Source organism: Trichococcus sp. K1Tr (genome assembly GCF_028309625.1).
GTDB lineage: Bacteria > Bacillota > Bacilli > Lactobacillales > Aerococcaceae > Trichococcus.
In genome coordinates this window covers 67925-93706 of sequence record NZ_JAQMHR010000001.1, presented here as the reverse complement: position 1 = coordinate 93706, position 25782 = coordinate 67925, and the positions used below count along the sequence as shown (strand labels likewise).

At 46.7% G+C, this 25782-nt stretch carries 29 protein-coding genes and 1 other RNA gene; 5 read left to right on the top strand and 25 right to left on the bottom strand.

Annotated features, from left to right (window positions below):
- Positions 1 to 14: 14 nt before the first annotated feature.
- The 5 genes from PH235_RS00510 to PH235_RS00490 form a co-directional block, all read right to left on the bottom strand.
- The gene (locus PH235_RS00510) at positions 15 to 2225 is read right to left on the bottom strand and encodes a RelA/SpoT family protein (protein WP_272160500.1); all 2211 of its coding nucleotides are present in this window, start codon (positions 2223 to 2225) and stop codon (positions 15 to 17) included.
- Between the two features lie 275 nt (positions 2226 to 2500).
- A complete protein-coding gene (gene deoC, locus PH235_RS00505) occupies positions 2501 to 3166 on the bottom strand; it encodes a deoxyribose-phosphate aldolase (protein WP_272160499.1) in 666 nt (221 codons plus the stop codon).
- Positions 3159 to 3935: a 16S rRNA (uracil(1498)-N(3))-methyltransferase gene (locus PH235_RS00500; protein ID WP_272160497.1), complete on the bottom strand. Its 777-nt coding sequence runs from the start codon at positions 3933 to 3935 to the stop codon at positions 3159 to 3161. Before PH235_RS00500 ends, deoC begins: the two co-directional genes overlap by 8 nt.
- Before the next feature lie 3 nt (positions 3936 to 3938).
- Positions 3939 to 4889 (bottom strand): 50S ribosomal protein L11 methyltransferase, encoded by a 951-nt coding sequence (gene prmA, locus PH235_RS00495; protein ID WP_272160495.1) that lies wholly within the window; start codon positions 4887 to 4889, stop codon positions 3939 to 3941.
- A gap of 21 nt (positions 4890 to 4910) precedes the next feature.
- Positions 4911 to 5393, bottom strand: coding sequence for a DUF3013 family protein (locus tag PH235_RS00490; protein ID WP_106449439.1), 483 nt, complete (start codon positions 5391 to 5393; stop codon positions 4911 to 4913).
- A 225-nt stretch (positions 5394 to 5618) separates the two neighbouring features.
- On the opposite strand from PH235_RS00490, the gene PH235_RS00485 reads away from it, so the two are divergent.
- From PH235_RS00485 to PH235_RS00470, 4 genes are all read left to right on the top strand, one after another.
- Positions 5619 to 5993, top strand: coding sequence for a hypothetical protein (locus PH235_RS00485; RefSeq protein ID WP_272160492.1), 375 nt, complete (start codon positions 5619 to 5621; stop codon positions 5991 to 5993).
- A gap of 169 nt (positions 5994 to 6162) precedes the next feature.
- Positions 6163 to 6504, top strand: coding sequence for a cell division regulator GpsB (gene gpsB / locus PH235_RS00480; RefSeq protein ID WP_086627826.1), 342 nt, complete (start codon positions 6163 to 6165; stop codon positions 6502 to 6504).
- Positions 6505 to 6523: 19 nt separating this feature from the next.
- Positions 6524 to 6889, top strand: an RNA gene (rnpB, locus tag PH235_RS00475) — RNase P RNA component class B.
- 122 nt (positions 6890 to 7011) lie between these two features.
- Positions 7012 to 8184, top strand: a complete 1173-nt coding sequence (locus PH235_RS00470; protein WP_272160491.1) for a THUMP domain-containing class I SAM-dependent RNA methyltransferase — start codon at positions 7012 to 7014, stop codon at positions 8182 to 8184.
- 215 nt (positions 8185 to 8399) lie between these two features.
- Here PH235_RS00470 and tnpB read toward each other — a convergent pair whose 3' ends face one another.
- Together tnpB and PH235_RS00460 are read right to left on the bottom strand one after the other, a co-directional pair.
- The gene (gene tnpB, locus PH235_RS00465; protein WP_272160490.1) at positions 8400 to 9566 is read right to left on the bottom strand and encodes an IS200/IS605 family element RNA-guided endonuclease TnpB; all 1167 of its coding nucleotides are present in this window, start codon (positions 9564 to 9566) and stop codon (positions 8400 to 8402) included.
- Between the two features lie 131 nt (positions 9567 to 9697).
- A complete protein-coding gene (locus PH235_RS00460) occupies positions 9698 to 10054 on the bottom strand; it encodes an NAD(P)H-binding protein (RefSeq protein ID WP_272160489.1) in 357 nt (118 codons plus the stop codon).
- Between the two features lie 252 nt (positions 10055 to 10306).
- Here PH235_RS00460 and PH235_RS00455 point away from each other — a divergent pair, with 252 nt between their 5' ends.
- Complete coding sequence (locus PH235_RS00455) at positions 10307 to 11140, top strand: SDR family oxidoreductase (RefSeq protein ID WP_272160488.1); 834 nt, start codon at positions 10307 to 10309, stop codon at positions 11138 to 11140.
- A gap of 128 nt (positions 11141 to 11268) precedes the next feature.
- Here PH235_RS00455 and PH235_RS00450 read toward each other — a convergent pair whose 3' ends face one another.
- The 18 genes from PH235_RS00450 to PH235_RS00365 form a co-directional block, all read right to left on the bottom strand.
- Positions 11269 to 12249: an aldo/keto reductase gene (locus PH235_RS00450; RefSeq protein WP_272160487.1), complete on the bottom strand. Its 981-nt coding sequence runs from the start codon at positions 12247 to 12249 to the stop codon at positions 11269 to 11271.
- An 83-nt stretch (positions 12250 to 12332) separates the two neighbouring features.
- Positions 12333 to 13175, bottom strand: coding sequence for an aldo/keto reductase (locus PH235_RS00445; protein WP_272160486.1), 843 nt, complete (start codon positions 13173 to 13175; stop codon positions 12333 to 12335).
- A gap of 229 nt (positions 13176 to 13404) precedes the next feature.
- Positions 13405 to 13815, bottom strand: coding sequence for a ribonuclease HI family protein (locus tag PH235_RS00440; RefSeq protein ID WP_272160485.1), 411 nt, complete (start codon positions 13813 to 13815; stop codon positions 13405 to 13407).
- 79 nt (positions 13816 to 13894) lie between these two features.
- Positions 13895 to 14107: a cold-shock protein gene (locus PH235_RS00435; protein WP_272160484.1), complete on the bottom strand. Its 213-nt coding sequence runs from the start codon at positions 14105 to 14107 to the stop codon at positions 13895 to 13897.
- 114 nt (positions 14108 to 14221) lie between these two features.
- Positions 14222 to 15193, bottom strand: coding sequence for a hypothetical protein (locus tag PH235_RS00430; RefSeq protein WP_272160482.1), 972 nt, complete (start codon positions 15191 to 15193; stop codon positions 14222 to 14224).
- 117 nt (positions 15194 to 15310) lie between these two features.
- Positions 15311 to 16093 carry an acetyl-CoA carboxylase carboxyl transferase subunit alpha gene (accA, locus tag PH235_RS00425; RefSeq protein WP_272160481.1) on the bottom strand — a complete coding sequence of 261 codons (783 nt, stop codon included), beginning with the start codon at positions 16091 to 16093 and terminating at the stop codon, positions 15311 to 15313.
- Entirely contained in the window at positions 16090 to 16965 is an 876-nt protein-coding gene (gene accD / locus PH235_RS00420) for an acetyl-CoA carboxylase, carboxyltransferase subunit beta (protein ID WP_272160480.1), read from the bottom strand. Before accD ends, accA begins: the two co-directional genes overlap by 4 nt.
- Before the next feature lie 36 nt (positions 16966 to 17001).
- On the bottom strand, positions 17002 to 18378 hold the full coding sequence (locus tag PH235_RS00415; protein WP_272160479.1) for an acetyl-CoA carboxylase biotin carboxylase subunit: 1377 nt from the start codon (positions 18376 to 18378) through the stop codon (positions 17002 to 17004).
- 1 nt (position 18379) lies between these two features.
- A complete protein-coding gene (gene fabZ, locus PH235_RS00410; protein WP_086984727.1) occupies positions 18380 to 18811 on the bottom strand; it encodes a 3-hydroxyacyl-ACP dehydratase FabZ in 432 nt (143 codons plus the stop codon).
- Between the two features lie 18 nt (positions 18812 to 18829).
- A complete protein-coding gene (accB, locus tag PH235_RS00405) occupies positions 18830 to 19291 on the bottom strand; it encodes an acetyl-CoA carboxylase biotin carboxyl carrier protein (protein ID WP_086627807.1) in 462 nt (153 codons plus the stop codon).
- 3 nt (positions 19292 to 19294) lie between these two features.
- On the bottom strand, positions 19295 to 20530 hold the full coding sequence (gene fabF, locus PH235_RS00400) for a beta-ketoacyl-ACP synthase II (RefSeq protein ID WP_272160477.1): 1236 nt from the start codon (positions 20528 to 20530) through the stop codon (positions 19295 to 19297).
- Between the two features lie 15 nt (positions 20531 to 20545).
- Entirely contained in the window at positions 20546 to 21277 is a 732-nt protein-coding gene (gene fabG, locus PH235_RS00395; protein WP_272160476.1) for a 3-oxoacyl-[acyl-carrier-protein] reductase, read from the bottom strand.
- Positions 21278 to 21306: 29 nt separating this feature from the next.
- Entirely contained in the window at positions 21307 to 22233 is a 927-nt protein-coding gene (gene fabD, locus PH235_RS00390; protein ID WP_272160475.1) for an ACP S-malonyltransferase, read from the bottom strand.
- Between the two features lie 21 nt (positions 22234 to 22254).
- Positions 22255 to 23214: an enoyl-[acyl-carrier-protein] reductase FabK gene (gene fabK, locus PH235_RS00385; RefSeq protein WP_272160474.1), complete on the bottom strand. Its 960-nt coding sequence runs from the start codon at positions 23212 to 23214 to the stop codon at positions 22255 to 22257.
- A 25-nt stretch (positions 23215 to 23239) separates the two neighbouring features.
- A complete protein-coding gene (locus tag PH235_RS00380) occupies positions 23240 to 23467 on the bottom strand; it encodes an acyl carrier protein (RefSeq protein ID WP_086627800.1) in 228 nt (75 codons plus the stop codon).
- A gap of 26 nt (positions 23468 to 23493) precedes the next feature.
- Complete coding sequence (locus tag PH235_RS00375) at positions 23494 to 24477, bottom strand: beta-ketoacyl-ACP synthase III (protein ID WP_272160473.1); 984 nt, start codon at positions 24475 to 24477, stop codon at positions 23494 to 23496.
- Positions 24477 to 24938: a fatty acid biosynthesis transcriptional regulator FabT gene (gene fabT / locus PH235_RS00370; protein ID WP_168173158.1), complete on the bottom strand. Its 462-nt coding sequence runs from the start codon at positions 24936 to 24938 to the stop codon at positions 24477 to 24479. The genes PH235_RS00375 and fabT overlap by 1 nt, the downstream gene beginning before the upstream one ends.
- Before the next feature lie 283 nt (positions 24939 to 25221).
- The gene (locus PH235_RS00365) at positions 25222 to 25560 is read right to left on the bottom strand and encodes a DUF2187 domain-containing protein (RefSeq protein WP_106449575.1); all 339 of its coding nucleotides are present in this window, start codon (positions 25558 to 25560) and stop codon (positions 25222 to 25224) included.
- Between the last annotated feature and the right edge of the window lie 222 nt (positions 25561 to 25782).

The following is a 25782-nucleotide window of genomic DNA, read 5'->3' as shown; positions in this document are numbered from 1 at the left end:
TCGATTCATTTTGATTAGGATGTGACCCTTCTGACAGTGTAGACGTCCGGGATATTTTTGATTTTATCGACGATTTTGTCCAGTTGGCTCAAGTTTTGTATCCCGATCTTCAACGTAATGACCGCAATTTTATTGCTGTCGACTTTCCCGTTTACGCTGCTGAGATTCTTGGTCATCGTATTGACCACATGCAAAATTTCGTTCAGCAGACCGGAGCGGTTGTAGCCCTCGACCGTCAATTCGGTTTCGTAATCGATATTGGAGGTGCCGGTATCTTCCCATTCGACATCGATCAGCCGGTCGCCGTGCTCACCGGATACCTGAACATTCGGGCAATCTTTCCGGTGGACCGATATGCCGCGCCCTTTTGTGATGTAGCCGACAATTTCATCACCCGGGACCGGATTGCAGCAATGGCTGATGCGTATCAGCAGATTGTCCACTCCTTGAATGACTACGCCGCCTTCATGGCGGATTTTCATTTTAGGATTATCTTTTTTCGTTTTTTGCTCAATCGTGTCCAGCTGCTGTTCCGCTTTGTGCTTGTCCCGCTCACGGCGGGCTTTTTCGGTCAAACGGTTCGATACGATGAACGCAGACAGTTCGCCGAAGCCGATGGCGGCATAGAGGTCATCTTCTGAATTCACATTGAAGCGATTCAACAAATCTTTGATCGCTAGTTTCGTCAGGAATTCCTTCGGCGAGAATTCCATTTCCGTCAATTGTTTTTCCAGCATATCCCGGCCTTTGATCACATGTTCATCGCGGTCCTGCAGCTTGAAGTAGCGTTTGATTTTATTTTTTGCCTTGCTGGTGGAAACCAAGTTGACCCAGTCCCTGCTCGGACCGAATGAGTTCGGGGATGTCATCACTTCGATGATGTCGCCATTCTGCAGCTTGTAATTCAAAGGGACAATCTTACCGTTGACTTTCGCCCCGATGGTTTTGTGTCCGATTTCGGTATGGATGTTATAGGCGAAATCCAAAGGGCCGGCACCTGATGGCAATTCAACGACATCGCCTTTCGGAGTGAAAACATAAACCTTATCCTTGAAGATATCCTCCTTGACGCTTTCGACGAACTCGCTGGCATTTTTGGAATCATCCTGCAAGTCGATCAAATCGCGGAACCAATCGATCTGATGGGGCATTTTATCCGGATCGATTTTTTTGGTGATGCCCTCTTTGTATGCCCAGTGAGCCGCAACCCCATATTCCGCGACTTGGTGCATTTCGATTGTCCGGATCTGGATTTCGACAGGCGTTCCCTGCGTCCCGATGACGGTCGTGTGCAGCGACTGATACATATTCGCTTTGGGCATGGCGATATAGTCTTTGAATCGGCCCGGCATTGGTTTCCATTTAGTGTGGATGGCCCCCAAAACGGCATAACAGTCTTTGATGGAATGGACGATGACACGGATAGCCAACAAATCATAGATTTCCGTGAACTGTTTCTTATGGTCCTTCATTTTTCGGTAGATGGAGTTGATGTGCTTCGGTCTGCCGTAGATGTCGGCTTCAATTTCCAATTCATCGATCGAATCTTTGATTTTGTTGATCGTATCCTTGATGTACAGTTCCCGTTCATCGCGTTTGCTGTTCATCAGATGAACGATCCGGTAATATTGTTGCGGATTCAGATACCTGAGCGACGTATCCTCCAATTCCCATTTGATCCGGTTCATCCCTAAGCGGTGGGCTAAGGGGGCGTATATTTCCAGCGTCTCATTGGAAATGGTCCGTTGTTTCTCCGGCTTATGGTATTTCAGCGTGCGCATGTTGTGCAATCTATCCGCCAGCTTCACCATGATGATCCGCAGGTCCTTCGCCATGGCCATCAACATCTTGCGATGGTTTTCGGCCTGTTGCTCTTCATGCGACTTGTATTCGATCTTCCCCAATTTCGTGACGCCATCGACCAGGATGGCTACGGTTTTGGAGAATTCCCGTTCGATATCCTCTAAGGTATATTCTGTATCTTCCACAACATCATGCAAAAATCCCGTTGCAATCGTTTCTGGATCTAATTTCAAATCTGCCAATATCGCTGCGACTTGGGTCGGATGAACGAAGTACTCCTCGCCGGACTTCCGCATCTGTCCGCTATGAGCTTCCCTGGCAAAATCACACGCTTTTTGGACAAATGCCACATGGGTTTCATTCATATATTCCGCGCATAGTTGCACAACCTCTTCAGGTGAATAGGTTTTGATTTTCGGCATGTTGTCACTCCTGACTCTTAAGATTATGTATTTACTTACTGCAATTCCGTCCGCAAACGGAAAAGCTGCTGAATATATCATATTTTGCAAACAAAAAAGAAAATATGTTTCCCTTTATTATACTTTAAATCGGAACGATGCGCCATCAACATTTGTTCTCTCTTTTCAACCTCAAACCATAAAAAAACCTTGAAGGACAGCTTCCTAAAAAAGAAGGCCCTCAAGGTTTTCTTGGTCATTCGATTATTCGGATGCAATCGGAGCATCCCTAACATTTACTTTGCCGCAAGCCAACCTTCGACGATTTTCTTGCCGCTGGAAGTGCCCAAGCGCGTTGCGCCGGCTGCGATGAAAGCCAAAGCATCTTCATACGTGCGCACTCCGCCGCTTGCTTTAACGTCCATCACAGGGCCGACTGTCTTGCGCATCAGTGCGATATCCTCCAATGTTGCGCCACCTGTTGAAAAACCGGTGGATGTCTTGACAAAGTCGGCGCCTGCCTTTTGAGCCAACTGGCAAGCGATGACTTTTTCATCATCAGTCAACAGGCACGTCTCGATGATGACCTTAAGGATCGCCTTGCCTTTGACGGCTTCGACTAAAGCTGCGATTTCATGTTCGACTGTTTGGTAATTGCCATCCTTCAAAGCTCCGATATTGATGACCATATCGACTTCATCGGCACCGTTCTGCACCGCCTGTTTCGCTTCGAAAGTCTTCACTTCTGCCGTATTGGCGCCATGCGGAAAACCGACGACGGTACAGACAAGCACATCCGAACCGGTCAAGAAAGCTTCAACCTTTTTGACCCAGAAGGGTTGTACACAAACGGATTTGAAGTCATATTCCCTCGCTTCTTCGCAAAGGGCTTTGATTTCCTCCTCTATTGCATCTTGTCTTAGTAAAGTGTGATCGATATATTTGTTTAATTTTTCAACCATTCTTATCCGCTCCTTTTCTTAATTCAATTTCATAGGATACTGCCGCCAACGCATACAAAGGGGCTGTTTCAGCCCGCAAAATCCTCGGCCCCAAAGCACAGCTCTGATGGCCGGCTTGTCTGAATGCCGCCAGTTCTTCCGGCGCCAATCCGCCTTCGGGCCCGAACACAAACAACAACGAATCGCCCGGTTCAAGATTTTCCAGCGTGTTCACCAAGATGCTGCCTTCACCGGCCTTTGCATCCTCTTCATAGGCAATCAACACTTTGCTGTATTTTGCCGCTTCCGCCAGCAACTCTTTGAGGTTGTGGACAGGATGCACAAAAGGCTCTTTTTGGCGGTGCGATTGCTCCGCTGCCTCTTTTGCAATTTTCTGCAGGCGCTGCTGTTTTTTTGCGCTTTTGTCCGGCGTCCACTTCACAACCGCATTTTTGGCTGCGAAAGGGATGAAGGCTGCCGCGCCCAACTCAGTGCCCTTCTGTACGATGTATTCCAGCTTGTCGCCCTTCGGCAATCCGCAGGCGATCGTAATCTTGACCGGCAATTCCGTGGAGCGGTCTTCATCGGCCACCCACTTTAATCCGACCGTACTTGCGGATATATCGGTGATTTCCGCAACGAATGAAATGCCGGAGTTGTCGGCCAAATATACCTGCTCTCCCTGCTTCATGCGCATCACATGCACCATATGGTGATGGAAATCATCCGACAAAATGATCGGCTGCGTTTGATAATCTTTTGCTAGAGGCGGAATGATGTATCGTTGCATGGTTCAATCCTCCACGTTTTTTGTGCAGATCAGGCAAACCCAATCTTTCATTTGCTTTTCTTGCTCGATCTCAAAGCCATTGCTGATCAAAGCTGCGATCAGTTCCTCTTTCTTCGAATCGATGATGCCCGAAAGGATGAAATAGCCATCATCCTTGAGGTTCTTGTAGGCATCGGGAAGCAACAGCAGCAGGATTTCCGCCAGGATATTCGCAACAATGATGTCCGCTTGCTGATCGGCGATCCCTACCAAAAGGTTGTTCTCTTTCACGATGACGTCCGAAGCATAGGCATTATAAGCGATGTTCTCTTTGGAAACACGTGTGGCGATTTCATCGATATCGTAGGCATAGACAGTGTCCGCGCCCATTGCCTTGGCTGCGATGCTCAAAACGCCCGACCCGGTTCCGACATCGATCACTTTTTCGCCCCCCCGCATCACTGCTTCAAGCGCTTCGATCGACAGACGCGTCGTTGGATGCGTGCCGGTACCGAAGGCCATCCCCGGATCCAATAGAATAAGCATTTCTTTTTCATCTTCCGGCGTGTATTCTTCCCAATAAGGTACGATCGTAAGAAAACGCGTCAAGCGGATCGGATGGAAATATTCCTTCCAGGAGTTCTCCCAATCCTCTTCTTTCACTTGGTTGATCTGCAGCTCATTCTTCCCTATTTTCAGATCAATTTTTTCCAGCTCCGCCAGCTGTTCTTTGATGAACAACACAGTGTCCTGGAACCCCGCATTGTTCGGATAATAAGCCATGATGTAGACGGCATGCCCTTCTTCAGGCAACGCACGCTCCTCTTTTATCTGGCCGAAACCGTCATCCTTCAGATTGACGAAGTCCAATTCGTCATCTATCGCGACGCCTTTCGCACCTGCTTCCATCAATATATTCGATACAGCCTCAACCGCTTCGGTAGCAGTCACAACTTTTACTTCATTCCATTCCATTTGCAATCACCTTTCCTATCATCAAGGATAACGATAATACGTTTCATCATATCTTCCTAATTCCTTCAGTGTTTCGATTGTCTGCATAAAATTCAGCTCATTCCAATGCAATTCGAAGCTGGAGTCTCCTTCATTATTCAGAAAATCCCTGAGTTTGCTGTTAGCTTCGCCGACCGTCAGGCGTATGTTCTTGACCACTGCTTCGGCCAATCCGCCTTGGATCCCTTTTTTCCGATCGAATGGGATGCCGGTCAAATACTCCTCCGTTTTGATTTTTGAGGATGCACGATCATAGAATAAAACGGAATCTTCAAAAACGAACCGATCTTCATGATTCGAATGGCCGAATATATCAGAAATACTGTTGTCTGGAGGATAACTGACTTCTAATAATAACACAATTTCGACTGTATGGAAGGGTTTATGCCACTCCAATCGCCATTCGCAAGGCAAGTGTTGCTCTTCCAATTCTTCGTGGATTTTGTCGATCATACTTTTGTCCATTTTCTTCCTCCTCGTATCTTCGTTTCGGCAGTACCTTAATGGCTGTGTACGGCCGCAGGATGAAGCTCTCAATCCATTGTAGCAAAAAACGGGAAAAAGATATATTCCGGGCTATGCATCAGCTGGTCATTTACCTAAAAACGGCACGCGCCGTGCAAGGAACGATTTATAAAAGGGTCGGTTTGTGATATATTTAGGTCAGGAAAAAAGTTGGAGGGATATTTCATGACAGAACAATCAGAGATCAGACAATCCATCGATTACTTAGTGACGCGCATCGCCCGTGATTACCAGAAAACAGAATACAAAGAAAGTTTGAAAGTCCAGATTCCATTCGGTCGAAGGGCTGAAATAGTGATGGAAGATGATTACCTTACAGCGGATGAAAAAATCATTTTCGAGGATGGCATCGATCCCGCCACAAAAAGCGAACTCTTCAAAGAGGTCCTGCAATCCAAAACGGATAAAGTCTTCAAGAGTTTTCTGTTGGAAATATTCGGCAAGCAGCCTGTTCTTAATGAAAATTTATCCATCACGACAACCAACTCCGGAAATAAGCACTACATCATCATCAATTTCCAAGGAGCCATGCCCTATTAGGCTTTCCGATCACTTAGGTCTTTCCTGAACATCGGCGGGGACAATAAAAAATTAGGTTGAGTTTATGCGAAAAGCCTGATATGATGTTGATTAGAATATTTGCTTATTAATATTGCGATTTTATGCTATACTGTTTAGGTAACAAGGACAACTAACGAGGTGTGCAAATATGGCAGATAAAAATCTAACAACTAAAGATATTCTGCAAAAAGAATTCAAAAGCGCTATGAGAGGCTATAATGTTGCAGAAGTCGATGAATATCTGGATATGATCATAAGAGATTATGAATCTTATCAAAAAGATCTTTCTTATCTTCAAAGCGAAAATGAACGTCTGATGAGCCGTGTGGATGAGTTGACGAAGCAAGCAGTTTTAGCTAAGCCGACCCAATCGAACGCATCATCAGTCGGCAGCGGTGTAACGAATTTTGATATTCTGAAACGCCTTTCCAACTTGGAGAAACATGTATTCGGTTCAAAACTGGATGAAACCAACGAAGAAGCAAACTAGCATCAAAAAAACATTTGTAAATTTCGGGTAATTGCGGTCTCCTTCATGGAGGCTGAGGAAAGTCCATGCTCGCACAAGCTGAGATGCTTGTAGTGTTCGTGCTTAGCGAAACCATAAGCTAAGGCAATCGATAGATTGACGGCAGAAAAAAAGGCTAAGGGCTCTGCCTATGCCTGAGTATTCTTGAAAGTGCCACAGTGACGAAGCAGACGGGGAAACCTTTCTGGTGGAACGCGGTAAACCCCTCGAGCGAGCAACCCAAACTTTGGTAGGGGCACTCTTTCCAAGGAAATGAACGAGGGAAAGAGGCAGAAATGCAGATAGATAATTACCTCCGCCATCAGAGGCCTGGCTCCGGTGGCGCGACAGAACATGGCTTACAGAAATTTACAAATCAGGCTTTTTTTCTTCAAAAAGAATACGATCGAGGATGGGACAAGCTAATTTTTGTCCCATTTTTCGTGCATAATCCGGCAATTTCTAAGGCAAAACAATAAGGAGCAATACATGAAAACATATCAATTAATGGCTACGGCCGCAAGCGGCATCGAAGCCATCACCGGCAATGAGCTGAAAAAAATGGGCTACAACGTCCAGGTCGAGAACGGCAAAGCCTACTTCTCCGGTACGGAAGCGGATATCATCACCACCAACCTGTGGCTGCGCACCGCTGACCGCATCAAAATCGTATTCGGCAAATTCGAAGCAAAAACTTTCGATGATCTTTTCGAACAAACGAAAGCTTTGCCATGGGAACAAATCCTACCGATGGATGCGGAATTCCCTGTTTCCGGGAAATCGCAAAAATCGACTTTGTACAGTGTGCCAGATTGCCAAGCGATCGTCAAAAAGGCCATCGTCAACCGCCTGAGCGAATACTACCACCGCCGTACCCGTTTGCCTGAATCCGGCGCACTCTATCCGATCGAAGTGGCCATCAACAAGGATGAAGTGATCCTGACGATCGACACGAGCGGTTCCAGCCTTTTCAAACGCGGTTACCGTTCCGAAAAAGGCGGCGCACCATTGAAGGAAAATATGGCAGCCGCTTTGGTGATGTTGACCAATTGGTTCCCTGACCGTCCCTTCTATGACCCGACTTGCGGTTCCGGCACGATTCCGATCGAAGCGGCCTTGATCGGGCTGAACATCGCTCCAGGCTTGAAGCGCTCATTCCCTTCCGAAGAATGGAACATTTTTGAAGAAGGTTTATGGGATCGCATCCGCAATGAAGCAAAAGCTGCCGCCAACTTCGATGTGAAGCTGGATATCGGAGGTTCGGACATCGATCCGCACGTCATCGCCATCGCGAAGAGCAATGCCGAAAAAGCAGGCGTTGCGGATTATGTCACTTTCAAACAATTGGCTTTGGCCGACTTCACGACTACCAAGGAATACGGCACGATCGTCTGCAACCCGCCATACGGTGAGCGTCTTTCCGATCAGGAAGAGATCGAGATACTCTACAAAGAGATGGGCCAAGTTTTTCGTCCATTGAAGACATGGAGCAAATACATCCTGACGAGCGAATTGCTTTTCGAAGAATTCTACGGCGAAAGAGCCACGAAAAAACGCAAACTCTACAACGGAAGATTGCGTACCGACTTCTTCCAATATTGGGGAACGCGCCCGCCAAGAATCAAAAAAGAGCTTGACGCCAGCGAAACCAAAGAAAAATAATTTTTGTAAATAAAAAGCAGTCCGGACACCCGCATCAGCGGGGCGTTCGGACTGCTTTTTTTGGTTAGTAACCCTATTTGCGTGGGTAAAGCTTTTGGTTTAAAGTCGGATCATTCCGGGCGATTGATGCCGACACTTTCACGGACTTGAACTACCCCCACCTACGCTATCGCTTAGAGGTGGGAGATTCCTACGAACACCGGAGTATCCCCCGGTTATCTTAGTAGGCTATCCCCGCAGCTTCCTGCGGTTAGAAGCCTCAGGGCTTCATTTTTGAGATTGATGCTTGCGTTCAAATCCCGGTCATGGTGGGCACTGCATTGGGGGCAATCCCATTCCCGGACAACGAGATTCTTCACGTCTTTGTTTTTGTAGCCGCAGCACGAACAGAGTTGGCTAGAAGGAAAGTTCCGGGCGACGGCGACGACTTGCTTGCCGTACCATTTCGCTTTGTATTCCAGCATTGTCCGGAACTGCGCCCAGGATGCTTCCGCTATTCCTTTGGAAAGCTTTTTGTTCTTCAGCATGCCGGACACCTGCAGATCTTCGATACCGATGACGTCGTGGTTTTTGACGATTTCGGTAGAAATCTTTTGCAGGTAATCGGTTCTGGCATTACTGATTCGTTCATGGATTCTGGCGACTTTGACACGCTGCTTCTGATAGTTTTTCGATTCGGAAAGCTTGCGTCCGTCCTTTGTGGCCTGTTCCATACGCCGGGAAAGGATTTTCTGTTCTTTGGTCAGTTTCCGCTCCAGTTTTCGGAAAACCTTTGGGTTTCCATAGACAGTTTCGTCGGAAACGACGGCAAAATCCTTCAAGCCGACATCGATCCCACAAACGGATCCCGTTTTCGGCAATAGCTGAACCTCAGTCTCAACCAAAAGGGAAACGTAGTAATTGCCCGAAGGATTCCGCCGAACAGTGGCGCTCAAGATTCTGCCGTCCACTTCTTTGGACTTCGCGAACCTGACCAGTCCCAACTTAGGCAGCTTCAACCTGTTCCCCAAAACGGCGATGTTCCCGTTGGTCTGTCTGGTCGTATAGGACTGGACCGGGTTCCGTTTACTTTTGAACCGCGGGACATCGTTCTGTTTCTTGAAGAACCGGTCATAGGCATCGCTCAGGTTCCGCACGGCTGATTGCAGGGCGATGCTATCCACCTCCTTCAACCAGGCGGTTGCCGGATCCTTTTTCAACGCAGGCAGCCCGGCGGAACAAGTGCCGTAGCTCAGTCCCTTTCCCGTATTTTTGTAGACTTTGTTCCATTCGGACAGGAAATGGTTGAACACAAAACGGGAGCAGCCGATGGTCTTCGCAATCAGTATTTGTTGCTCTTTGGTGGGATAGATACGGAATTTGTATGCTTTGTTGACGAGCATTGTTTCTCACCTCCATCTACAGTATATGATACACGAACAAACGTTCTTTATCAAATGGGGAGGTGTGCAGCAGGCAAAGAATACCTTAGAAAGAAAATGTAGGCTACCGCCTATCGCCATTCATCTCCCCCCTACTCATTGGCAATGCCCTTTCCATTTCTTGAGGTGGGAGTCTTCTGGCGGAAAATGATAAAAATCAAACGGTTGACTTCAGCGCGTTTCATCGATCCCACAATCGCCTTGGCCATTTTCCCTAGATTCCCTGTCAAAGAGGCAAAGAAAACATCCTGGCCTAAAATGACCTTGTCAAGGTCGGATGCGTTCATCACATCGCCCGAAACGGCAACCTCTCTCGTTGAATCAATTGGCTTGAGTCTATCCGGCCGTCGCGAAAAAAGGGTCAGTTCATCATTTGTTTTTTCAAGGAAAAGTTGTCTTGCTACGCGACCGACTGAACCGGTTGCGCCGATAATCACTATTTTTGTCATCATATCCACCTCATATTTCTGTTTGATACGATCATGGTAACACTTGGAGTTCACTCCAAGTCAACCATGAACGGTCATCTTTTTTTCTCGGCAATGAATCCAGCCTTTAAATGGTCAATACATAACCGTAACGGTATAATAAAATCAAACAAAGCAAATGAAGCCCTGTCCAAATTTCATAAACAAAGCGCTTGACTTGGAGTTCACTCCAAGAGCTATAGTCAGAATAGAAATGAAATGGAGGCAAAAATGATGAGCAAAACATGGTTGATTACAGGGGTGAGCAGTGGTTTTGGTTACGAGCTGACCAGGCAGTTGTTGGATAAAGGCGATACGGTGATCGGAACGGTGCGCAATAAAGCCAAAATTTCTGATTTGATTGCGGAGTACCCGACACTGTTCGATTGCCAGATTCTTGATGTGACCGATACGCCCAAGGTACATCAAGTTGTGAAGGAAGCTTTTGAAAAACACGGAGCAATCGATGTCATCATCAATAATGCAGGCTATGGCCTGTTCGGTGCTGCAGAAGAGTTGAGCGACGAGCAAGTGGATCTCATCATCGCAACCAATTTGACCGGCTCCATCCAGATGATTCGTTCCGCCCTTCCGTTCTTACGCAAACAAGGTCACGGCCGCATCATCCAAATATCTTCCTATGGCGGACAAGTCGCTTTCCCGGGTAATTCCATGTACCATGCCACGAAATTCGGGATCGAAGGCTTCTGCGAATCCGTCGCCCAGGAAGTGGCACCCTTCAATATTGGCGTTACCATTGTAGAGCCAGGCGGCGCACGAACTGAATTCCGCTACGGCAGCGCGCAAGTCGCTGACCTGATGCCTGAATACGATGGCAACCCGGCGCACAGCTTTCTTGCGATGCTTGATTCAACAAATGTACTGGCCCCCGGAAATCCTGCGGAAATGGCAAAACGAATCATCGAAAGCGTGGATGTCACACCCGCGCCGCTTCGCATGGTCCTCGGCTCGCAAGCGCTGGCCAGCACCATTGCTACGCTCGAGAAGCGCTTAGCCGATTTCCGGACGCAAACTGAATTGGCCGCCTCGACGGACTACAAGGAATAATCCCTTTCACCCGAACAAAGGAAATAACCGCTGAACATAGAGAATAATCCAATAAAAGAAAGCCCGAATGGATCACCTGTCTGCAGGAATCCATTCGGGCTTATTTGTATTTTCAAACTCTAATCTTTTCAGTTGTGGCCCATAATGTGATGAGGGATGTATGGTTCTTCCAGAGATAGGATATCCTCCGCAGAAAGCTTGAAGTCGAGAGCCGAAATGGCACTGGTCAGATGGCTTTCTTTGGTGGCTCCGATGATCGGTGCAACGACTTGATCCTTCTGCAGCAGCCAAGCCAAAGCAACCTGAACCCTCTCGACACCATATTTTTCGGCAATCGCTGCAACCCGTTCCACGATGACGCGGTCCTGTGCTTCGGTCGTATCATATTTATGCTTCGCCACCTGGTCCATTTCGAAGCGTTTCGTAGTGGCCGACCAATCACGGGTGAGCCTTCCTGAAGCCAACGGGCTGTATGGCGTCACGGCAATCTTTTGATCCACGCACAACGGCAGCATTTCCCGTTCTTCCTCCCGGTACAGCAGATTCAGGTGATTCTGCATCGAAACAAATTTTGTCAGGCCGTTTTTTTCGGCAACAGCTTGCGCTTTGGCGAATTGCCATGCGAACATGGCGGACGCTCCGATATAGCGGGCTTTGCCGGATTTCACGACATCATGCAGAGCTTCCATCGTTTCCTCGATCGGTGTGTTGTAGTCCCAGCGGTGGATGATGTAAAGGTCCACATAGTCCATGCCCAACCTTTCCAAGCTGTGGTCGATTTCAGTCAGGATCGCTTTGCGGGAAAGGCCCCCTCCGTTCGGTGCCTGGCGCATCTTCTGATGTACTTTTGTAGCCACCACGATCTCATCACGGTTGGCGTAATCGTTCAACGCTTTCCCAAGGATGCTCTCACTGGCTCCGTATGAGTAGATGTTTGCCGTATCGAAGAAATTGATCCCCAAATCCAACGCACTTTTTATGACTTTTCTGCTTTCTTCTTCTTCCAGAACCCAATTATGGAAGCCGCTGTTCGGATCGCCGAATCCCATGGCTCCCAAACAAATCCGTGAAACATCCATCCCTGTATTGCCGAATTTCACATAATCCATCATCATCTCTCCATTTCTTGAGGATAGGACCACTGCCGTTCGATCGCAGTCCATGCCTGTTTAATCAACTCATCTGCCTGGCATTAACCGCGGTTCACCAGCATTTCGACCAACTTCGGATCGTAGTGCGAGAAGAAGGCGCTCTCTTTTTTGTCCAGTCCCTTGATCGTTTCCATATCCTCTTCAGTCAGACTGAAGTCAAAGACATCCAAATTTTGGATCATTCGCTCTTTATGCGTCGTTTTCGGAATCACCACGACGTCACGCTGCAACAAATAGCGGAGCGCGACTTGAGCCGTCGTTTTGTTGTATTTGTCGCCGATCATTTGTAGCGTTTCATTCGTGAACAGTTCATTTCTGCCTTCAGCAAAAGGACCCCAGGATTCGATTTGTGTGCCGTATTTCTCCATGATTTCATGCGCATCCAGTTGCTGATTGAATACATGGGTCTCCACTTGGTTGACGGCCGGTACGACATTTGTGAAACGAACCAGATCGATGTACCGGTCAGGGTAGAAGTTGCTCACGCCGATGGCACGGATTTTGCCTTGCTCATACAATTCTTCCATGGCGCGGTAGGTCCCGTAGTAATCACCGAAGGGCTGATGGATCAGAACCAGATCCAGATAGTCCAATTGAAGTTTCTGCAGCGATTCTGCAATCGAAGCTTTGGCTTTTTCATACCCGGCATTCGATATCCAGACTTTTGTTGTAATGAATAGTTCTTCGCGTGCGACACCGCTTTTTTTGATTGCATTGCCGACCGCTTCTTCGTTCCCATATGCTTGGGCGGTATCGATCGAGCGGTAGCCTACCTCGATCGCATCCAGCACACAGCGTTCGCATTCTGCGGCATCAGGTATCTGATACACGCCATAGCCTAAAATTGGCATCTTGACACCATTATTTAAAGTTACATATTCCATCAATATTTTCCTCCAGTTCAAATTTGATGACATAGAAATTCACTATGTTGCTGAAAGTATACTCCTTGAAGTGGACTCCAAGTCAAGCATAATCTATGACTCGTATGCACTAAAAAGCGACTGGCGGCTAACAAAAAAAGCCATCCCCGTTTCAAAATGAGAACGGAGAGGGGCTTAATTGAGTGATGATAAATGCTTTTTTGGATTCCGGAAGATAGCCCATCCAGAATCATTTTTTCTTTTTGGTGAGCTGATAGAGCGCTTTTTTGGCGAGGTTATCGGCCCCTTTATTTTCCTTTTCCGGAATCCATTCCAAGTAAAAATTCGTGAACGCAGCCAAATCCTGCAAGGTCTCTTCCAGCAAAAGCTTATGTTCCGTTTTTTTGGTATACTTTTTCCTGATTGATTCGGCAACGAGTTTACTGTCGGTGTAACAAAAGACGAGCTGATCCTGTTTGCTGTGTTTTTTCAGATGACGCAATCCATACAGAAGCGCTTCGAATTCAGCCCGATGATTGTCCATTCTGTCCTCTAAAGGCAGGCCTATCTGCTCTTGTACGCCGTCCTCAACGATCAAAATCCCGATGGCTGCATAGCCTTCTTTTCCGGTGGCCGCCCCATCCACAAATAATTTTATCAAATGTTCCACATCCTAAAAAACAAAGGTGAAAGAAAATCCTGAACGGATTCCCCTCACCTTTGCGGTTTACTGTACTTTTTTATGATTCTGCCATGACGATCACATTAGTGGCCTGTGGTCCTCTTACGCCTTCAGCGATATCGAACTGAACGCGTTGCCCTTCTTCAAGTCTTTTGAAGCCTTCTCCAGCTATACCGGTAAAATGTACGAAAATGTCGTCATCCTGTTGATCGAGTTCAATAAAACCATACCCTTTATCATTATTGAACCACTTTACTTTGCCAAATTCCATTGTACATCCTCCTTCAACACTCATTTCTTTGGAACTGCTTTCACAAAGACGGGTTACCCCCATTATAGAGAGGAATCCCTATAGAGTCAATTATTCTGATAGCTTCACTGTCACTTATTCAAAAAACCCGAAAAATTCGGCCAGCTTATTTTCCAGTTGTTCAATTTCATCGCGGATGCTCTTTTCGCTTGGCTCGCCCGTCGATCCGGCCCCGTTGTAAATGCGGTAGAGCACCTCCAACCATTCCGAAACGGACGGAATCGTCCTGTCTTCGAACGGATAAAGGAGGGAAAGTTGCATGAAGAAGGCATTCTCCATGGCATCTGCCATAGTCGGATTTTTATTGGCAATTTCTTCCCGGATATACGCCATTCCTTCTTTGTACGTTTTCGAGTCGATCAACGGGACGACTCCAGCCAGATCCAATTTTTCTTCGTTCCCGTCCAATCTGACAGTAACCGTCGGATGGAGTCCGCGCGCAAGAAATTGATGGATGATTTCTGTCTTGAGCATCCGGTGGAGATTATTGTTCATGAGCAAGCGTTGCGCTATCTTGCCGAATTGGTCATCCTCCAATTCCTTCAATTGTTGCGCGTATGTTTGTTGCTTGTGGAACGGTTGTTTATCGATGGTTTTTTCGGCTTGGAGGATTTCTGAACTTTTTTTCAGTTTTTTCTCCAAATTCTTCAGTTCAACTTTCTCGACTTCAGCCTCCAATTGCTCCAAAGCGAATTGATGTTCCATCGACAGACCGAAAGCATTTTTGCGTGCTTCGATTTGCTCGCGGGCCATGTCGAATGATCCGGAATGCGACAAGCCTTTCAAGTAAAGGAAATCGATGTCGTCCACCGAAATGGAGGAAGCAATATCCGGACGCATTTCAGTTATCATTTCCAGACTCTTCTCTGCTTGATCGGTCTCCTGCAGCAACATGAGATACAGCGGGAGGATATCGTCCGCTTTTTTGATGGCAACAGCCTTGCCGATCCATTCTTCCGCAAGCTGCAGATTCCCCTCTTCAAATGCCAACAATCCCTTTTTCAAGTATCCTTCGTAATTTAATGGAAAAACAATTTTTTCTCCCATTTCCATCACCCCAATCTACGCTGATTTTCCTGTTAGGTCATTATAACACAAAAGCGAACGCGAAAAAAACCGCCCACACAGCTGCTGCTGTGCGGACGGTCGATAGCTGTTCTTGAATCAATAGTTGCGGAATCGTTTTTGTCGTTGCTCGACCAATTCAGCTGGAGTCAGTTGCTTCAGCTCTTTCAGCTTGGCACTTAATTCCCGCTTCAGTTCCAGCATGACATCATCCGATTTACGGGCCACTTTCCTGCGGGTTTCCATAATGATTTTGTCGATGACGTCCAATGAAAAAAGATCATCAGGCGTCAACTTCATTACTTTCGCTGCTTCATCGGATCGTGAAGAATCTTTCCATAAAATGGAGGCAAAGCCTTCCGGGGACAGGACAGAATACATGGTATTCTCCAACATCCATACCTCGTTACCCATTGCCAGCGCCAAGGCACCGCCACTGCCTCCCTCGCCGATGAAGACGGCGATGAAAGGAACCGTCAATTGACTCATCACCAAAAGCGATTCAGCGATTGCTTCACCGATGCCTCGATCCTCAGAGTCGACGTCGCAAAAAGCGCCTGAGGTATTGATGAAAGTTACGATCGGACGATTGAATTTCTCCGCCTGTTTCATCAAACGGATCGCCTTCCGGTAGCCCTCCGGATGTGGGGATCCGAAATTCCGATAGACATTTTCAGTCACATCATGGCCTTTTTGGGTTCCGATGACGGTCACCGGCATGTCATCCAGCAATGCAATCCCGCCGACGATAGCAGGGTCGTCACCGAACTTTCTGTCGCCATGGAATTCAACAAAACCTTCACAGATGGCATGGATCATTTCTGTCGCCGTCAGACGGGAGATGCTTCTTGCAGATGTGATAATTTCTTTGACATCCTTCACTGCACTTCACCCGCCTTTTCTGCAGGAGCATGCAACAGCAAAAGATGCTGCAATGCTCTCTTTAAATCTTTTCTGGCTACAATTTTGTCGATAAAGCCGTTTTCCAGCACCTTTTCAGCTGTCTGGAAGCCTTCAGGCAATTTCGCTTTGATTGTCTGTTCGATGACGCGTTTGCCGGCGAAACCGACAGTTGCGCCAGTTTCCGCCAGGATGATATCCCCTTGCATCGCAAAGCTGGCCGTTACGCCCCCAGTCGTCGGATCGGTCAGGACTGTGATGTACAACAGCCCTGCTTTACTGTGATTGGAGACCGCAACGCTGACTTTCGCCATCTGCATCAAGGACATGATGCCCTCTTGCATTCTGGCGCCGCCCGAAGCCGTGAAGACGATGATCGGGAGCTTTTCTGACGTTGCGCGTTCAAACGCGAGCGTCAGCTTCTCGCCGACAACTTTCCCCATGCTTGCCATGATAAAGTTCGAATCCATCACACACAAAGCAACTTTATGCTTATTGATGAATGCCGCGCCGGTTACAACCGCCTCGTCAAGTCCCGTTTTTTCTTTGGCAATCTTCAGTTTGTTCTCATACCCTGGAAAAGCCAACGGATTTTCTTCGGGCATGAGCGCGTTCCATTCATCAAAAGAACCTTCATCAACAATGCTGGAAATGCGTTCATATGCCGAAATCCTGAAATTATAGGAACAATGCGGGCATACTTTATCTTTCCCTAAATCCTTGCTGTAGATCGTCTTTTGACAATTCGGGCATTTTTCCCATAAGCCTTCAGGAACGATCGGTTTCTGATCGTCTGCTTTTGAAGCGGGAACTTGAGCTATCGGAATGTAAGGACGCTTACGAAATAATTTCATTTCCTCACCTCTAGTGTGACTTCTTGACTAATTGATTTATACACTTTCCTCTTCTTCAGGTGCCCACGTTTTCAGGAACACATTCTGAAGATATTCCGTATCGTAATCTCCGGAAATGAAATTAGGATCCTGCAGAATATCTTCCTGGAAGAATTGGTTCGTGTCGACTCCCTCGATGACCAGTTCCTGAAGCGCACGCCTCATTTTGGCGATGGCTTCACTTCTGTTGTCGCCTTTTGTGATGATTTTGGCGATCATCGAGTCATAGAATGGCGGGATCATATATCCTCCATACATGGCGCTTTCGACACGCAGTCCATTCCCGCCGCTAGGCAAGAACAGGTAGTCGATTTTCCCGGATGAAGGGCGGAAGCCCAAAGCCGGATTTTCAGCGTTGATACGGCACTCGATCGTGTGACCGGTGATGACAACCTCATCTTGCGTAAAGGACAAAGGCTCACCGCTTGCGATGCGCAATTGTTCTTTGACGATATCGATGCCAGTCGCCATTTCGGTTACCGGATGCTCCACTTGGATACGTGTATTCATTTCCATGAAATAGAAACGTTGGTCCGCATCAACGAGAAACTCGATAGTGCCAGCATTCGTGTAGCCGACATGTTTAGCCGCTCGGATGGCGACGTCCCCCATCGCTTTGCGTGTCTCTTCAGAGATGAATGTGGACGGGCTCTCTTCCAGCACTTTCTGATGATTGCGCTGAAGGGAGCAATCGCGTTCGCCCAGATGGACAACATTGCCGAATGAATCCCCTAAAATCTGCACCTCGATATGACGAGCCGGTGTGATGATCTTTTCAAGATACATGCGGTCATCTCCGAAGGCAGCCTTAGCTTCCGCCTTCGCTTGGCTGAAGGCTGCCTCCAAACCGTTTTCTTGGTAGACTTTCCGCATCCCTTTACCGCCGCCACCAGCGGCAGCTTTCAGGATGACTGGATAACCGATTTTCTCTGCTTGCAGCACTGCCTCTTCGTATGAAGAGATGTAGCCTTCGCTTCCCGGGGTCACAGGCACGCCTGCTGCAATCATTGTTTTGCGGGCGTTTGCTTTGTTGCCCATCAGGTCGATGATGGTGGAAGAAGGTCCGATGAATCGGATATTCATTTCTTCGCACATCGTGGCGAATGCACTGTTTTCCGAGAGGAAACCGAAGCCTGGATGGATGGCTTGGGCTCCTGTAACGACTGCCGCACTCAAAATGCTTGTCATATTCAAATAGGATTCGCTCGCTTTTGCAGGGCCGATACAAATGGCCTGGGTGGCCAGCTGAGTATGCAACGCTTCGCGGTCAGCTTCAGAATAGACCGCTACCGTCTGGATTCCTAATTCATGACAAGCACGAATGATCCTGACAGCTATTTCTCCTCTGTTTGCGATCAATACCTTCGTAAACATATTATCTACCAATGATGAATGTCATTTCAACTTCACAAACTTTTTTGTCTCCGACAAAAGCTTGTCCATAACCGATACCTGCAAATTTTTTCAATTTGATGATATCCACTTGAAGACGCAAAACGTCGCCAGGAACAACTTTTTGACGGAATTTGACTTTATTCAATCCGCCTAAGTAAGCTGTTTGTCCTTCGAAATCAGGTAATGTCAACAATGGGATAGATCCTGCTTGAGCCAATGCCTCAACGATCAATACGCCTGGCATTACTGGTTCGCCCGGGAAGTGCCCTTGGAAGAACGGTTCGTTGATTGTTACGTTTTTGTAGCAGACGATGTGTTCGCCTGGTGTCAACTCTTCAACTTTGTCGATGAAGAAAATTGGGTAGCGGTTCGGGATGATAGCCATAACTTCTTGTGCGCTTAATAAACTCATATTAATAGTCTCCTTTTTTTAGACGATGCGGAACAGCGGTTGGTTGTATTCAACGATTTGTTCGTTTTCAACCAACACTTCAACGATTTCCCCATCAAATTCGCTTTTGATTTCATTCATAAGTTTCATTGCTTCCACCAAGCAGACAACGTCGCCTTTAGCGATATTCTGGCCTTTAGTGGCATACGGTTTCGCATCCGGAGTCGGTGCTAGGTAAACAACACCGACAATCGGAGAAGTAATGATCTGTCCTTCTTTTTTCGCAGTCGCTTCAGAAACGGCTTCTTTGATGTTTTGGACCGGAGCAGTCACTGTTGGAGTTGGAGCTGCTGCCGGAACGCTGTCGTTTGATTGCTGGTTCGATTGAACCAACTTGTTCTTGGACAACAAAAGTTGAAAGTCGCCTGTCTGATAATGCAATTCAGTCAAGGTTGATTCATCGATCAAGGAAATCAGGCTTTTTACATCTTCAATATTCACGTATTAAGCCTCCCATTTTTTGAAACATAGTACGGCATTGTGGCCGCCGAAGCCCAAAGAGTTGCTCAATGTGTAAGTGACTTCTTTTTCACGACCGACATTCGGGATGTAGTCCAAATCGCAGCCTTCATCAGCCACTTGGAACCCGATTGTTGGCGGCATGAAGTCATCTTGAATGGCTTTTACGCAGACAACAGCTTCGATACCGCCGGCAGCGCCCAGTAGGTGACCAGTCATGCTCTTTGTGCTTGAGATAGCGACGTTGTGCGCCTCTTCGCCGAAAGCGTATTTGATGGCAGCAGTTTCGCCGGAGTCGTTTGCTGCTGTGCTTGTTCCGTGAGCGTTGATGTAATCGACTTGCGCCGGAGTGATGCCTGCTTCTTTCATTGCTTGAAGCATCGCTTTGCCAGCTCCGCTTCCATCAGCAGATGGAGCCGTCATATGGTAAGCATCACAAGTGACGCCGTATCCGACAACTTCAGCCAAGATATTTGCGCCGCGTTCCAATGCGTGATCAAGATTTTCAAGCATCAAGATGCCGGCACCTTCACCCATTACAAAACCATTTCTTTCTTTGTCGAAAGGAATGGAAGCGCGATCCGGATCAGTGCTTGTGGACAAAGCAGTCAATGCCGCGAAACCAGCGATGCCGATTTCACATACCGTTGCTTCTGCTCCGCCTGCAAGCATCAAGTCTGCGTAACCATGCTTGATGCTGCGGAAAGCTTCTCCGATTGAGTTCGTCGCAGAAGCACAAGCAGTAACGATGTCCATGCTAGGTCCTTTAGCGCCGAATTTGATGGCTGTATTTCCTGCCGCCATGTTTCCGATCGCCATCGGAACGAACATAGGCGGTACGCGTTTCGGTCCTTTTTCATGCATTTTGATGATGCCGGATTCCATAGTGATGAAACCGCCGACACCAGAACCGATGGTAACGCCAAAGCGATCCGCATCGATTTTTTCCATGTCGATGCCGCTTTGTTCAACGGCTTGAGCAGAGGCTGCTACCGCATATTGCGAGAACAGATCCATACGCTTGTATTCTTTGCGGTCCATGTATAAAGTCGCCTCGAAGTCTTTCACTTCGCCTGCGACAGAAACGCCCGTTTCGGATGCGTCAAATTTAGTGATGGCAGCAATACCGTTTTTACCGTTTTTGATGCCGTCCCAATATTCAGTGACTGTATTTCCTAAAGGTGTGATAGCACCCATACCTGTAATAACAACGCGATTCATATTTATCCTCCTGTCTTACATGTACATTCCGCCATTGACACTGATGGTCTGGCCGGTGATGTAAGTATTCTCACTTAAGAAGACAGCAGTGTTTGCCACTTCTTCGGCTTTTCCAAATCGTTTCAATGGGATTTGAGTCAACATTTGTTCCTGAATCTTTTCTGAAAGAACATCCGTCATTTCCGTTTCGATGAATCCTGGAGCAATGGCATTACATGTAATGCCTCTTGTCGCAGCTTCACGGGCGACAGATTTCGTCAATCCGATGATTCCGGCTTTGCTGGCAGCATAGTTGGCCTGCCCTGTATTTCCGGTTTCACCGACGACGCTTGAGATATTGATGATGCTGCCGGATCTTTGCTTCAGCATAAGCGGCAAAGCGTGGCGGATCATATTGAAAGTACCCTTCAGATTCACTTGATAAGTGGCATCGAAGTCTTCTTCGTCCATACGCATGATCAATTTGTCGCGGGTGATCCCTGCATTGTTGACCAAAACATCAACGGAGCCGAAAAGTTCTTTGGCTTGGCTGACGATTTCTTTGGCAGTCTGAAAATCGCTGACATCGCCTAAGAGTGTTTTGACAGTGACACCGAAAGATTCCAGATGCGCAACTTTTTCTTCAGCAATCGGTTTGCGTGCATTCAGAACGATATTGGCTCCACGTTTCGCATACGCTTCAGCGATGGCTTCCCCGATTCCTCTTGAACTACCAGTGACGATGACCGTCTTTCCTTTTAAATCCAAGACTATCCCTCATTTCTTGTCAGATCTCTTTATTTTTGTAACGCTTCAAGGGTCTTGTTGAGGGATTTTAAATCCTCTACGTTGTATACTGAGACCTCTTTATTGATTTTCTTGATGAATTTGCTTAAAGTCGTGCCTGGGCCGACTTCCACGAAGGTGTCCACACCCAGTTCAACCAGTTTGCGGACGCTGTCTTCCCATAAAACCGGCGATTCGATTTGGCGCACCAAAAGGCCCTTGATGGCGTCTTTCGCTACAATCGTCGCTTCGGTATTGCCTACGACCGGTATCTTCGGTTCAGCCACAGTCACCTCGGCCAAAGCCACTTCCAACTTTTCCGCTGCAGGATGCAACAGAGCTGTATGGAAAGGACCGCTGACGTTCAACGGGATGATGCGTTTCACGCCTTTGGACTCAAGGATTTCGATGGCTTTATTGACGCCTTCGATTTCCCCGCCGATGACGATCTGCGTCGGCATATTGTAGTTGGCAGGCGCGACATAAGCTGTCTCGCTTGCTTCCCGACAAGATTCTTCGATGACAGAGCGTTCTGCATTCATGACGGCGGCCATTTTGCCACGGCCGGCCGGCACTGCCTCACTCATGTATTTGCCGCGTTTCGCTACGAGCGAAATAGCCTCATTAAAAGAAAAAGCATTGGCTTTCACCAGTGCTGTATATTCTCCGAGGCTCAATCCTGCAACAAAATCTGGCTGAATTCCCTTTTCAGCTAGTAATTGATCAAGGGCGTAGCTAACCGTTAAGATTGCTGGTTGTGTATATTCAGTTAAATGAAGCTTGTCATTCTCTTGGAAACATAATTCAGCAACATCGTAACCAAGCGTTGCTGAAGCTTCATCAAAAACAGTGCGCACAACGGCATACTCGTTATAAAGTTCTTGACCCATTCCGAAATATTGCGCACCTTGACCACTATAGACAAAAGCTGTTGCCATTATTTCACCTCTATATATTTGTTACTCAGCCCACAATTTTGCTTGGGCCAAGATAACTTCTTTGCATTCCGTCATATACTCTTGTATGATGTCGTGACACGTCTGTTCCTTCGAAATCAAACCGGCAATCTGGCCGGCCATCATCGAACCGTAGTCTTTATCACCATCGACAGTCGCTCTTCTCAGAGCGCCCTTGCCCATTTCTTCAAGTTTTGCGAAGTCCGGATTTTCCTTGCTAGTCTCTTCTTTCTCGACTTGCAGATATTCTCTGGTCAATTTATTGCGCAACACACGAACAGGATGTCCGGTAATCTGACCGGTAATGACTGTGTCGATGTCTTTCGCTTTAAGGATGGCATTCTTGAAATTTTGATGGGCATTGGATTCTTTGGCAACTACAAAACGGGTCCCGACTTGAACAGCAGATGCGCCCAACATGAAAGCAGCCGCCATTCCGCGTCCATCACCAATACCGCCGGCAGCGATGACAGGAATGGAAACAGCATCGACAACCTGAGGAACCAGGGCGATCGTCGTTGTTTTTCCGATGTGTCCACCGGATTCCATGCCTTCGACAACGACAGCGTGTGCGCCGTCTTTCTCCATTCTTCTCGCTAAAGCTACGGAAGCCACAACAGGAATGACTTTGATGCCTGCTTCTTTGAATTGGTTCATATAGCGGGCTGGACTTCCGGCTCCGGTCGTGACAACCTTAACGCCAGAAGCGATCACTGCTTCAACAATAGCATCGACCTGCGGGTTCAAAAGCATGATGTTCACGCCAAAAGGCTTATCCGTCAATGCTTTCATTTTCGAAATTTTTTCATTCGCTACATCCACACTATCATGTCCAGTCCCTATAAGACCAAGACCACCAGCATTAGAAACGGCACTTGCCAAATCAGCATCCGCTACCCACGCCATTGCCCCTTGAATGATGGGATATTGAATACCTAATAATTCACATAATTCTGATTTCATACAAGGCCTACTTTCCTTCTACTGCTTATTCTGCTAATTGAGCTTCAACGTATTTAACTAAATCTTCAACAGTGTTGATGCCTTCGTCTGATTCGATTTTGATGTCAAATTCGTCTTCGATGTCATTGATGATTTGGAATAAGTCCAGGCTGTCAGCATCCAAGTCTTCTCTGAAGTTAGTTGCTAATTGTACTTCTTCTTCTTCTTTGTCCAATTGGTCCACGATGATTGCTTTGATTTTTTCGAATGTCATAATAAATTCCTCCAAATATGTTTTTTTTAGTTTAATGATATTACGATGGCTCCCCAAGTGAGGCCGCCACCAAATCCTGTCATCAGCACCTTATCTTTGGTGCCGAGTTGAATTTCCTTGGTTTGAACAAGCTGATCCAACAATATCGGAATGCTTGCTGCTGAGGTGTTGCCCGTTTCCGCAATGTTTGTGGCAAACAATGAAAATGGCATTTTCACTTTTTTGCTGATTGCCTCCAATAAGCGTACATTCGCTTGATGAGCCAAAATCTTCTTCAGATCGCCTTCAGACAGATTTCCTTTCTCCATCACTTCACGTATGATGCTTGGCACACTGCGGATTGCAAAATCGAAGATGGCTCTGCCATCCATCGTAAGGAAAGCTTGTTCCTCCTGAGAGGAGTCTCCATACGGGTTTTCTACTTTCATTGTGTTCGCCACTAATGCCATATGACGTCCACCATCAGAATGGAGCGCTTCTGCAACGAAGCAATCGTCCTCCGTTCGTTCCAACAACACGCCGCCAGCGCCATCCCCAAACAGGACAGCCGTTGAACGGTCTTCCCAGTTGACGACTTTTGACATTGTCTCAGCACCGATGATCATACCATATTGATATAGACCGCTCTGCATCATATGGAGTCCGGTAGACAATGCGTAGACAAAGCCGGTACAAGCTGCATTGATATCGAAACAGAAAGCATTTACTGCACCTATCTTTTCTTGCACTAAGCAAGCAGTCGATGGGCTAAGAGCATCCGGCGTCATTGTTGCTACTATAATGAAGTCCAGTTGGTCTGCAGTGATGTTGCCGTTTTGCAAAATTCTGAAGGCCGCTTTGCTTGACAGATCGGAAGTATTTTCATCCTTCGAAATGTGTCGACTGCGGATGCCTGTCCTTTTGCTGATCCACTCATCACTCGTGTCCATGATTTTAGACAGATCATCGTTCGTGATGATCTGTTCAGGAAGATAGTGACCTGTTGCGCTTATTTTTGAACCCAATTCCATCAACCCTGTTCCTTGATATTTTGAACTAACCCAAATAAGAAACCGTGAAGATTGTTTAGGCCTTTCAGCAAAACTTTCACTTCCTGATCTTCCATATCGCGAATGGTATTCTTTACCATCTCTCTATGGAACTTATCATGAAGACGATACAGTAAGCGTCCTTTTTTGGTTAATCCTAGTTTTACGACTCTGCGGTCTTTCTCCATCCGAATGCGTTCGACATACCCCTTTTTTACCAGAGCGTTTATGGCCACCGTTAAAGTTCCCGCAGTTATGTTCAATTTTTTTGCTACTTCAGAAGTTGTATGAGCTTGATACATGCCGATTGCCTCGACTGTATGCATCTCCTTGATGGATAAATCAGAAAATGTACTGACACGCAATGCACGTTCTTCGATATCCAACACTTCATTGAAGACAGCTACGAGATATGAGTTAATTTTATCTATGGAATGATCCAAAGATAGCTCTCCTCCTTTCGATGCCCAATCAAACCACATTCGTTTGAAGGTCAAAATAGTTTGATGTTCAAACCTTTCGACTTTCAAACTATATAAAATTTTATACAACCTGTCAAGCATTTCGATAATAATTTTTCTGTTATATCTTCCGGTGCTGCAAGATTCATTGATTCCCTACTATATTAAAACGGTTTCGTTGAACTGCAGGATAAACAACCTGCTTTATACAGCTTGCCGCAACAAAAAGAAGCGACGATGAGCGCCGCTTCTTTCCATATATGTATTAATCAACTTTAACAAACTCTTCAATGTCTTTGAAATTCACAATCGTTTTATCCTCACAGATATCCTTCATCGTGCCGGAGGATAAATCCCAATAAATTTCAACGACGGCGCTATTTGTCAATAATTTTCGGATTACCCCTACCATTTCTTGCTTGCGGAATGTAAATTTTATTTCATCACCAATTTCAGGACGTATAGATTCCTTGATGGCTTCAACGACCTCCAAAGCCTGCTCATACGACACGCCAAGCAGATTCGCAATACGTGAGTTGCTCGTACCTTTACGTAATTCGCTCTCAATCATGGTTTTCGTTTCGTTAGTAATATTTCGTACCATTTCCATTATCGCCTCACTTTTAAGAACCAGGAACTGCAACAGACTTACAAGTAGTAGTATACCACACTTTTCATGATTTAGCCTATATTTTCAATTATTGCCTTTAATATCGGCATATAACTTTCAAATTATTGATTCGTGTCCGCAATTTCATTTCAAAAATGTATTAATTATCTGTATGCAATGAGGTATAATGAGGATGTGAAGAGTTTAACATTCTGC

What these genes read in the sequence shown, in the direction of transcription:
- fabF (WP_272160477.1), bottom strand. Translation starts at nt 20,530, where the DNA reads ATGAATCGCGTTGTTATTACAGGTATGGGTGCTATCACACCTTTAGGA.
- PH235_RS00500 (WP_272160497.1), bottom strand. Translation starts at nt 3,935, where the DNA reads ATGCAACGATACATCATTCCGCCTCTAGCAAAAGATTATCAAACGCAG.
- PH235_RS00510 (WP_272160500.1), bottom strand. Translation starts at nt 2,225, where the DNA reads ATGCCGAAAATCAAAACCTATTCACCTGAAGAGGTTGTGCAACTATGC.
- PH235_RS00490 (WP_106449439.1), bottom strand. Translation starts at nt 5,393, where the DNA reads ATGGACAAAAGTATGATCGACAAAATCCACGAAGAATTGGAAGAGCAA.
- PH235_RS00460 (WP_272160489.1), bottom strand. Translation starts at nt 10,054, where the DNA reads ATGACAAAAATAGTGATTATCGGCGCAACCGGTTCAGTCGGTCGCGTA.
- PH235_RS00470 (WP_272160491.1), top strand. Translation starts at nt 7,012, where the DNA reads ATGAAAACATATCAATTAATGGCTACGGCCGCAAGCGGCATCGAAGCC.
- accD (WP_272160480.1), bottom strand. Translation starts at nt 16,965, where the DNA reads ATGAAATTATTTCGTAAGCGTCCTTACATTCCGATAGCTCAAGTTCCC.
- PH235_RS00375 (WP_272160473.1), bottom strand. Translation starts at nt 24,477, where the DNA reads ATGGAATTGGGTTCAAAAATAAGCGCAACAGGTCACTATCTTCCTGAA.
- tnpB (WP_272160490.1), bottom strand. Translation starts at nt 9,566, where the DNA reads ATGCTCGTCAACAAAGCATACAAATTCCGTATCTATCCCACCAAAGAG.
- PH235_RS00455 (WP_272160488.1), top strand. Translation starts at nt 10,307, where the DNA reads ATGAGCAAAACATGGTTGATTACAGGGGTGAGCAGTGGTTTTGGTTAC.
- PH235_RS00365 (WP_106449575.1), bottom strand. Translation starts at nt 25,560, where the DNA reads ATGGTACGAAATATTACTAACGAAACGAAAACCATGATTGAGAGCGAA.
- PH235_RS00435 (WP_272160484.1), bottom strand. Translation starts at nt 14,107, where the DNA reads ATGGAATTTGGCAAAGTAAAGTGGTTCAATAATGATAAAGGGTATGGT.
- PH235_RS00415 (WP_272160479.1), bottom strand. Translation starts at nt 18,378, where the DNA reads ATGTTTACGAAGGTATTGATCGCAAACAGAGGAGAAATAGCTGTCAGG.
- PH235_RS00485 (WP_272160492.1), top strand. Translation starts at nt 5,619, where the DNA reads ATGACAGAACAATCAGAGATCAGACAATCCATCGATTACTTAGTGACG.
- PH235_RS00380 (WP_086627800.1), bottom strand. Translation starts at nt 23,467, where the DNA reads ATGACATTCGAAAAAATCAAAGCAATCATCGTGGACCAATTGGACAAA.
- prmA (WP_272160495.1), bottom strand. Translation starts at nt 4,889, where the DNA reads ATGGAATGGAATGAAGTAAAAGTTGTGACTGCTACCGAAGCGGTTGAG.
- gpsB (WP_086627826.1), top strand. Translation starts at nt 6,163, where the DNA reads ATGGCAGATAAAAATCTAACAACTAAAGATATTCTGCAAAAAGAATTC.
- fabD (WP_272160475.1), bottom strand. Translation starts at nt 22,233, where the DNA reads ATGGCAACAGCTTTTGTCTATAGTGGTCAAGGTGCGCAATATTTCGGA.
- PH235_RS00450 (WP_272160487.1), bottom strand. Translation starts at nt 12,249, where the DNA reads ATGGATTATGTGAAATTCGGCAATACAGGGATGGATGTTTCACGGATT.
- fabK (WP_272160474.1), bottom strand. Translation starts at nt 23,214, where the DNA reads ATGAAATCAGAATTATGTGAATTATTAGGTATTCAATATCCCATCATT.
- fabZ (WP_086984727.1), bottom strand. Translation starts at nt 18,811, where the DNA reads ATGAGTTTATTAAGCGCACAAGAAGTTATGGCTATCATCCCGAACCGC.
- PH235_RS00445 (WP_272160486.1), bottom strand. Translation starts at nt 13,175, where the DNA reads ATGGAATATGTAACTTTAAATAATGGTGTCAAGATGCCAATTTTAGGC.
- PH235_RS00430 (WP_272160482.1), bottom strand. Translation starts at nt 15,193, where the DNA reads ATGGGAGAAAAAATTGTTTTTCCATTAAATTACGAAGGATACTTGAAA.
- deoC (WP_272160499.1), bottom strand. Translation starts at nt 3,166, where the DNA reads ATGGTTGAAAAATTAAACAAATATATCGATCACACTTTACTAAGACAA.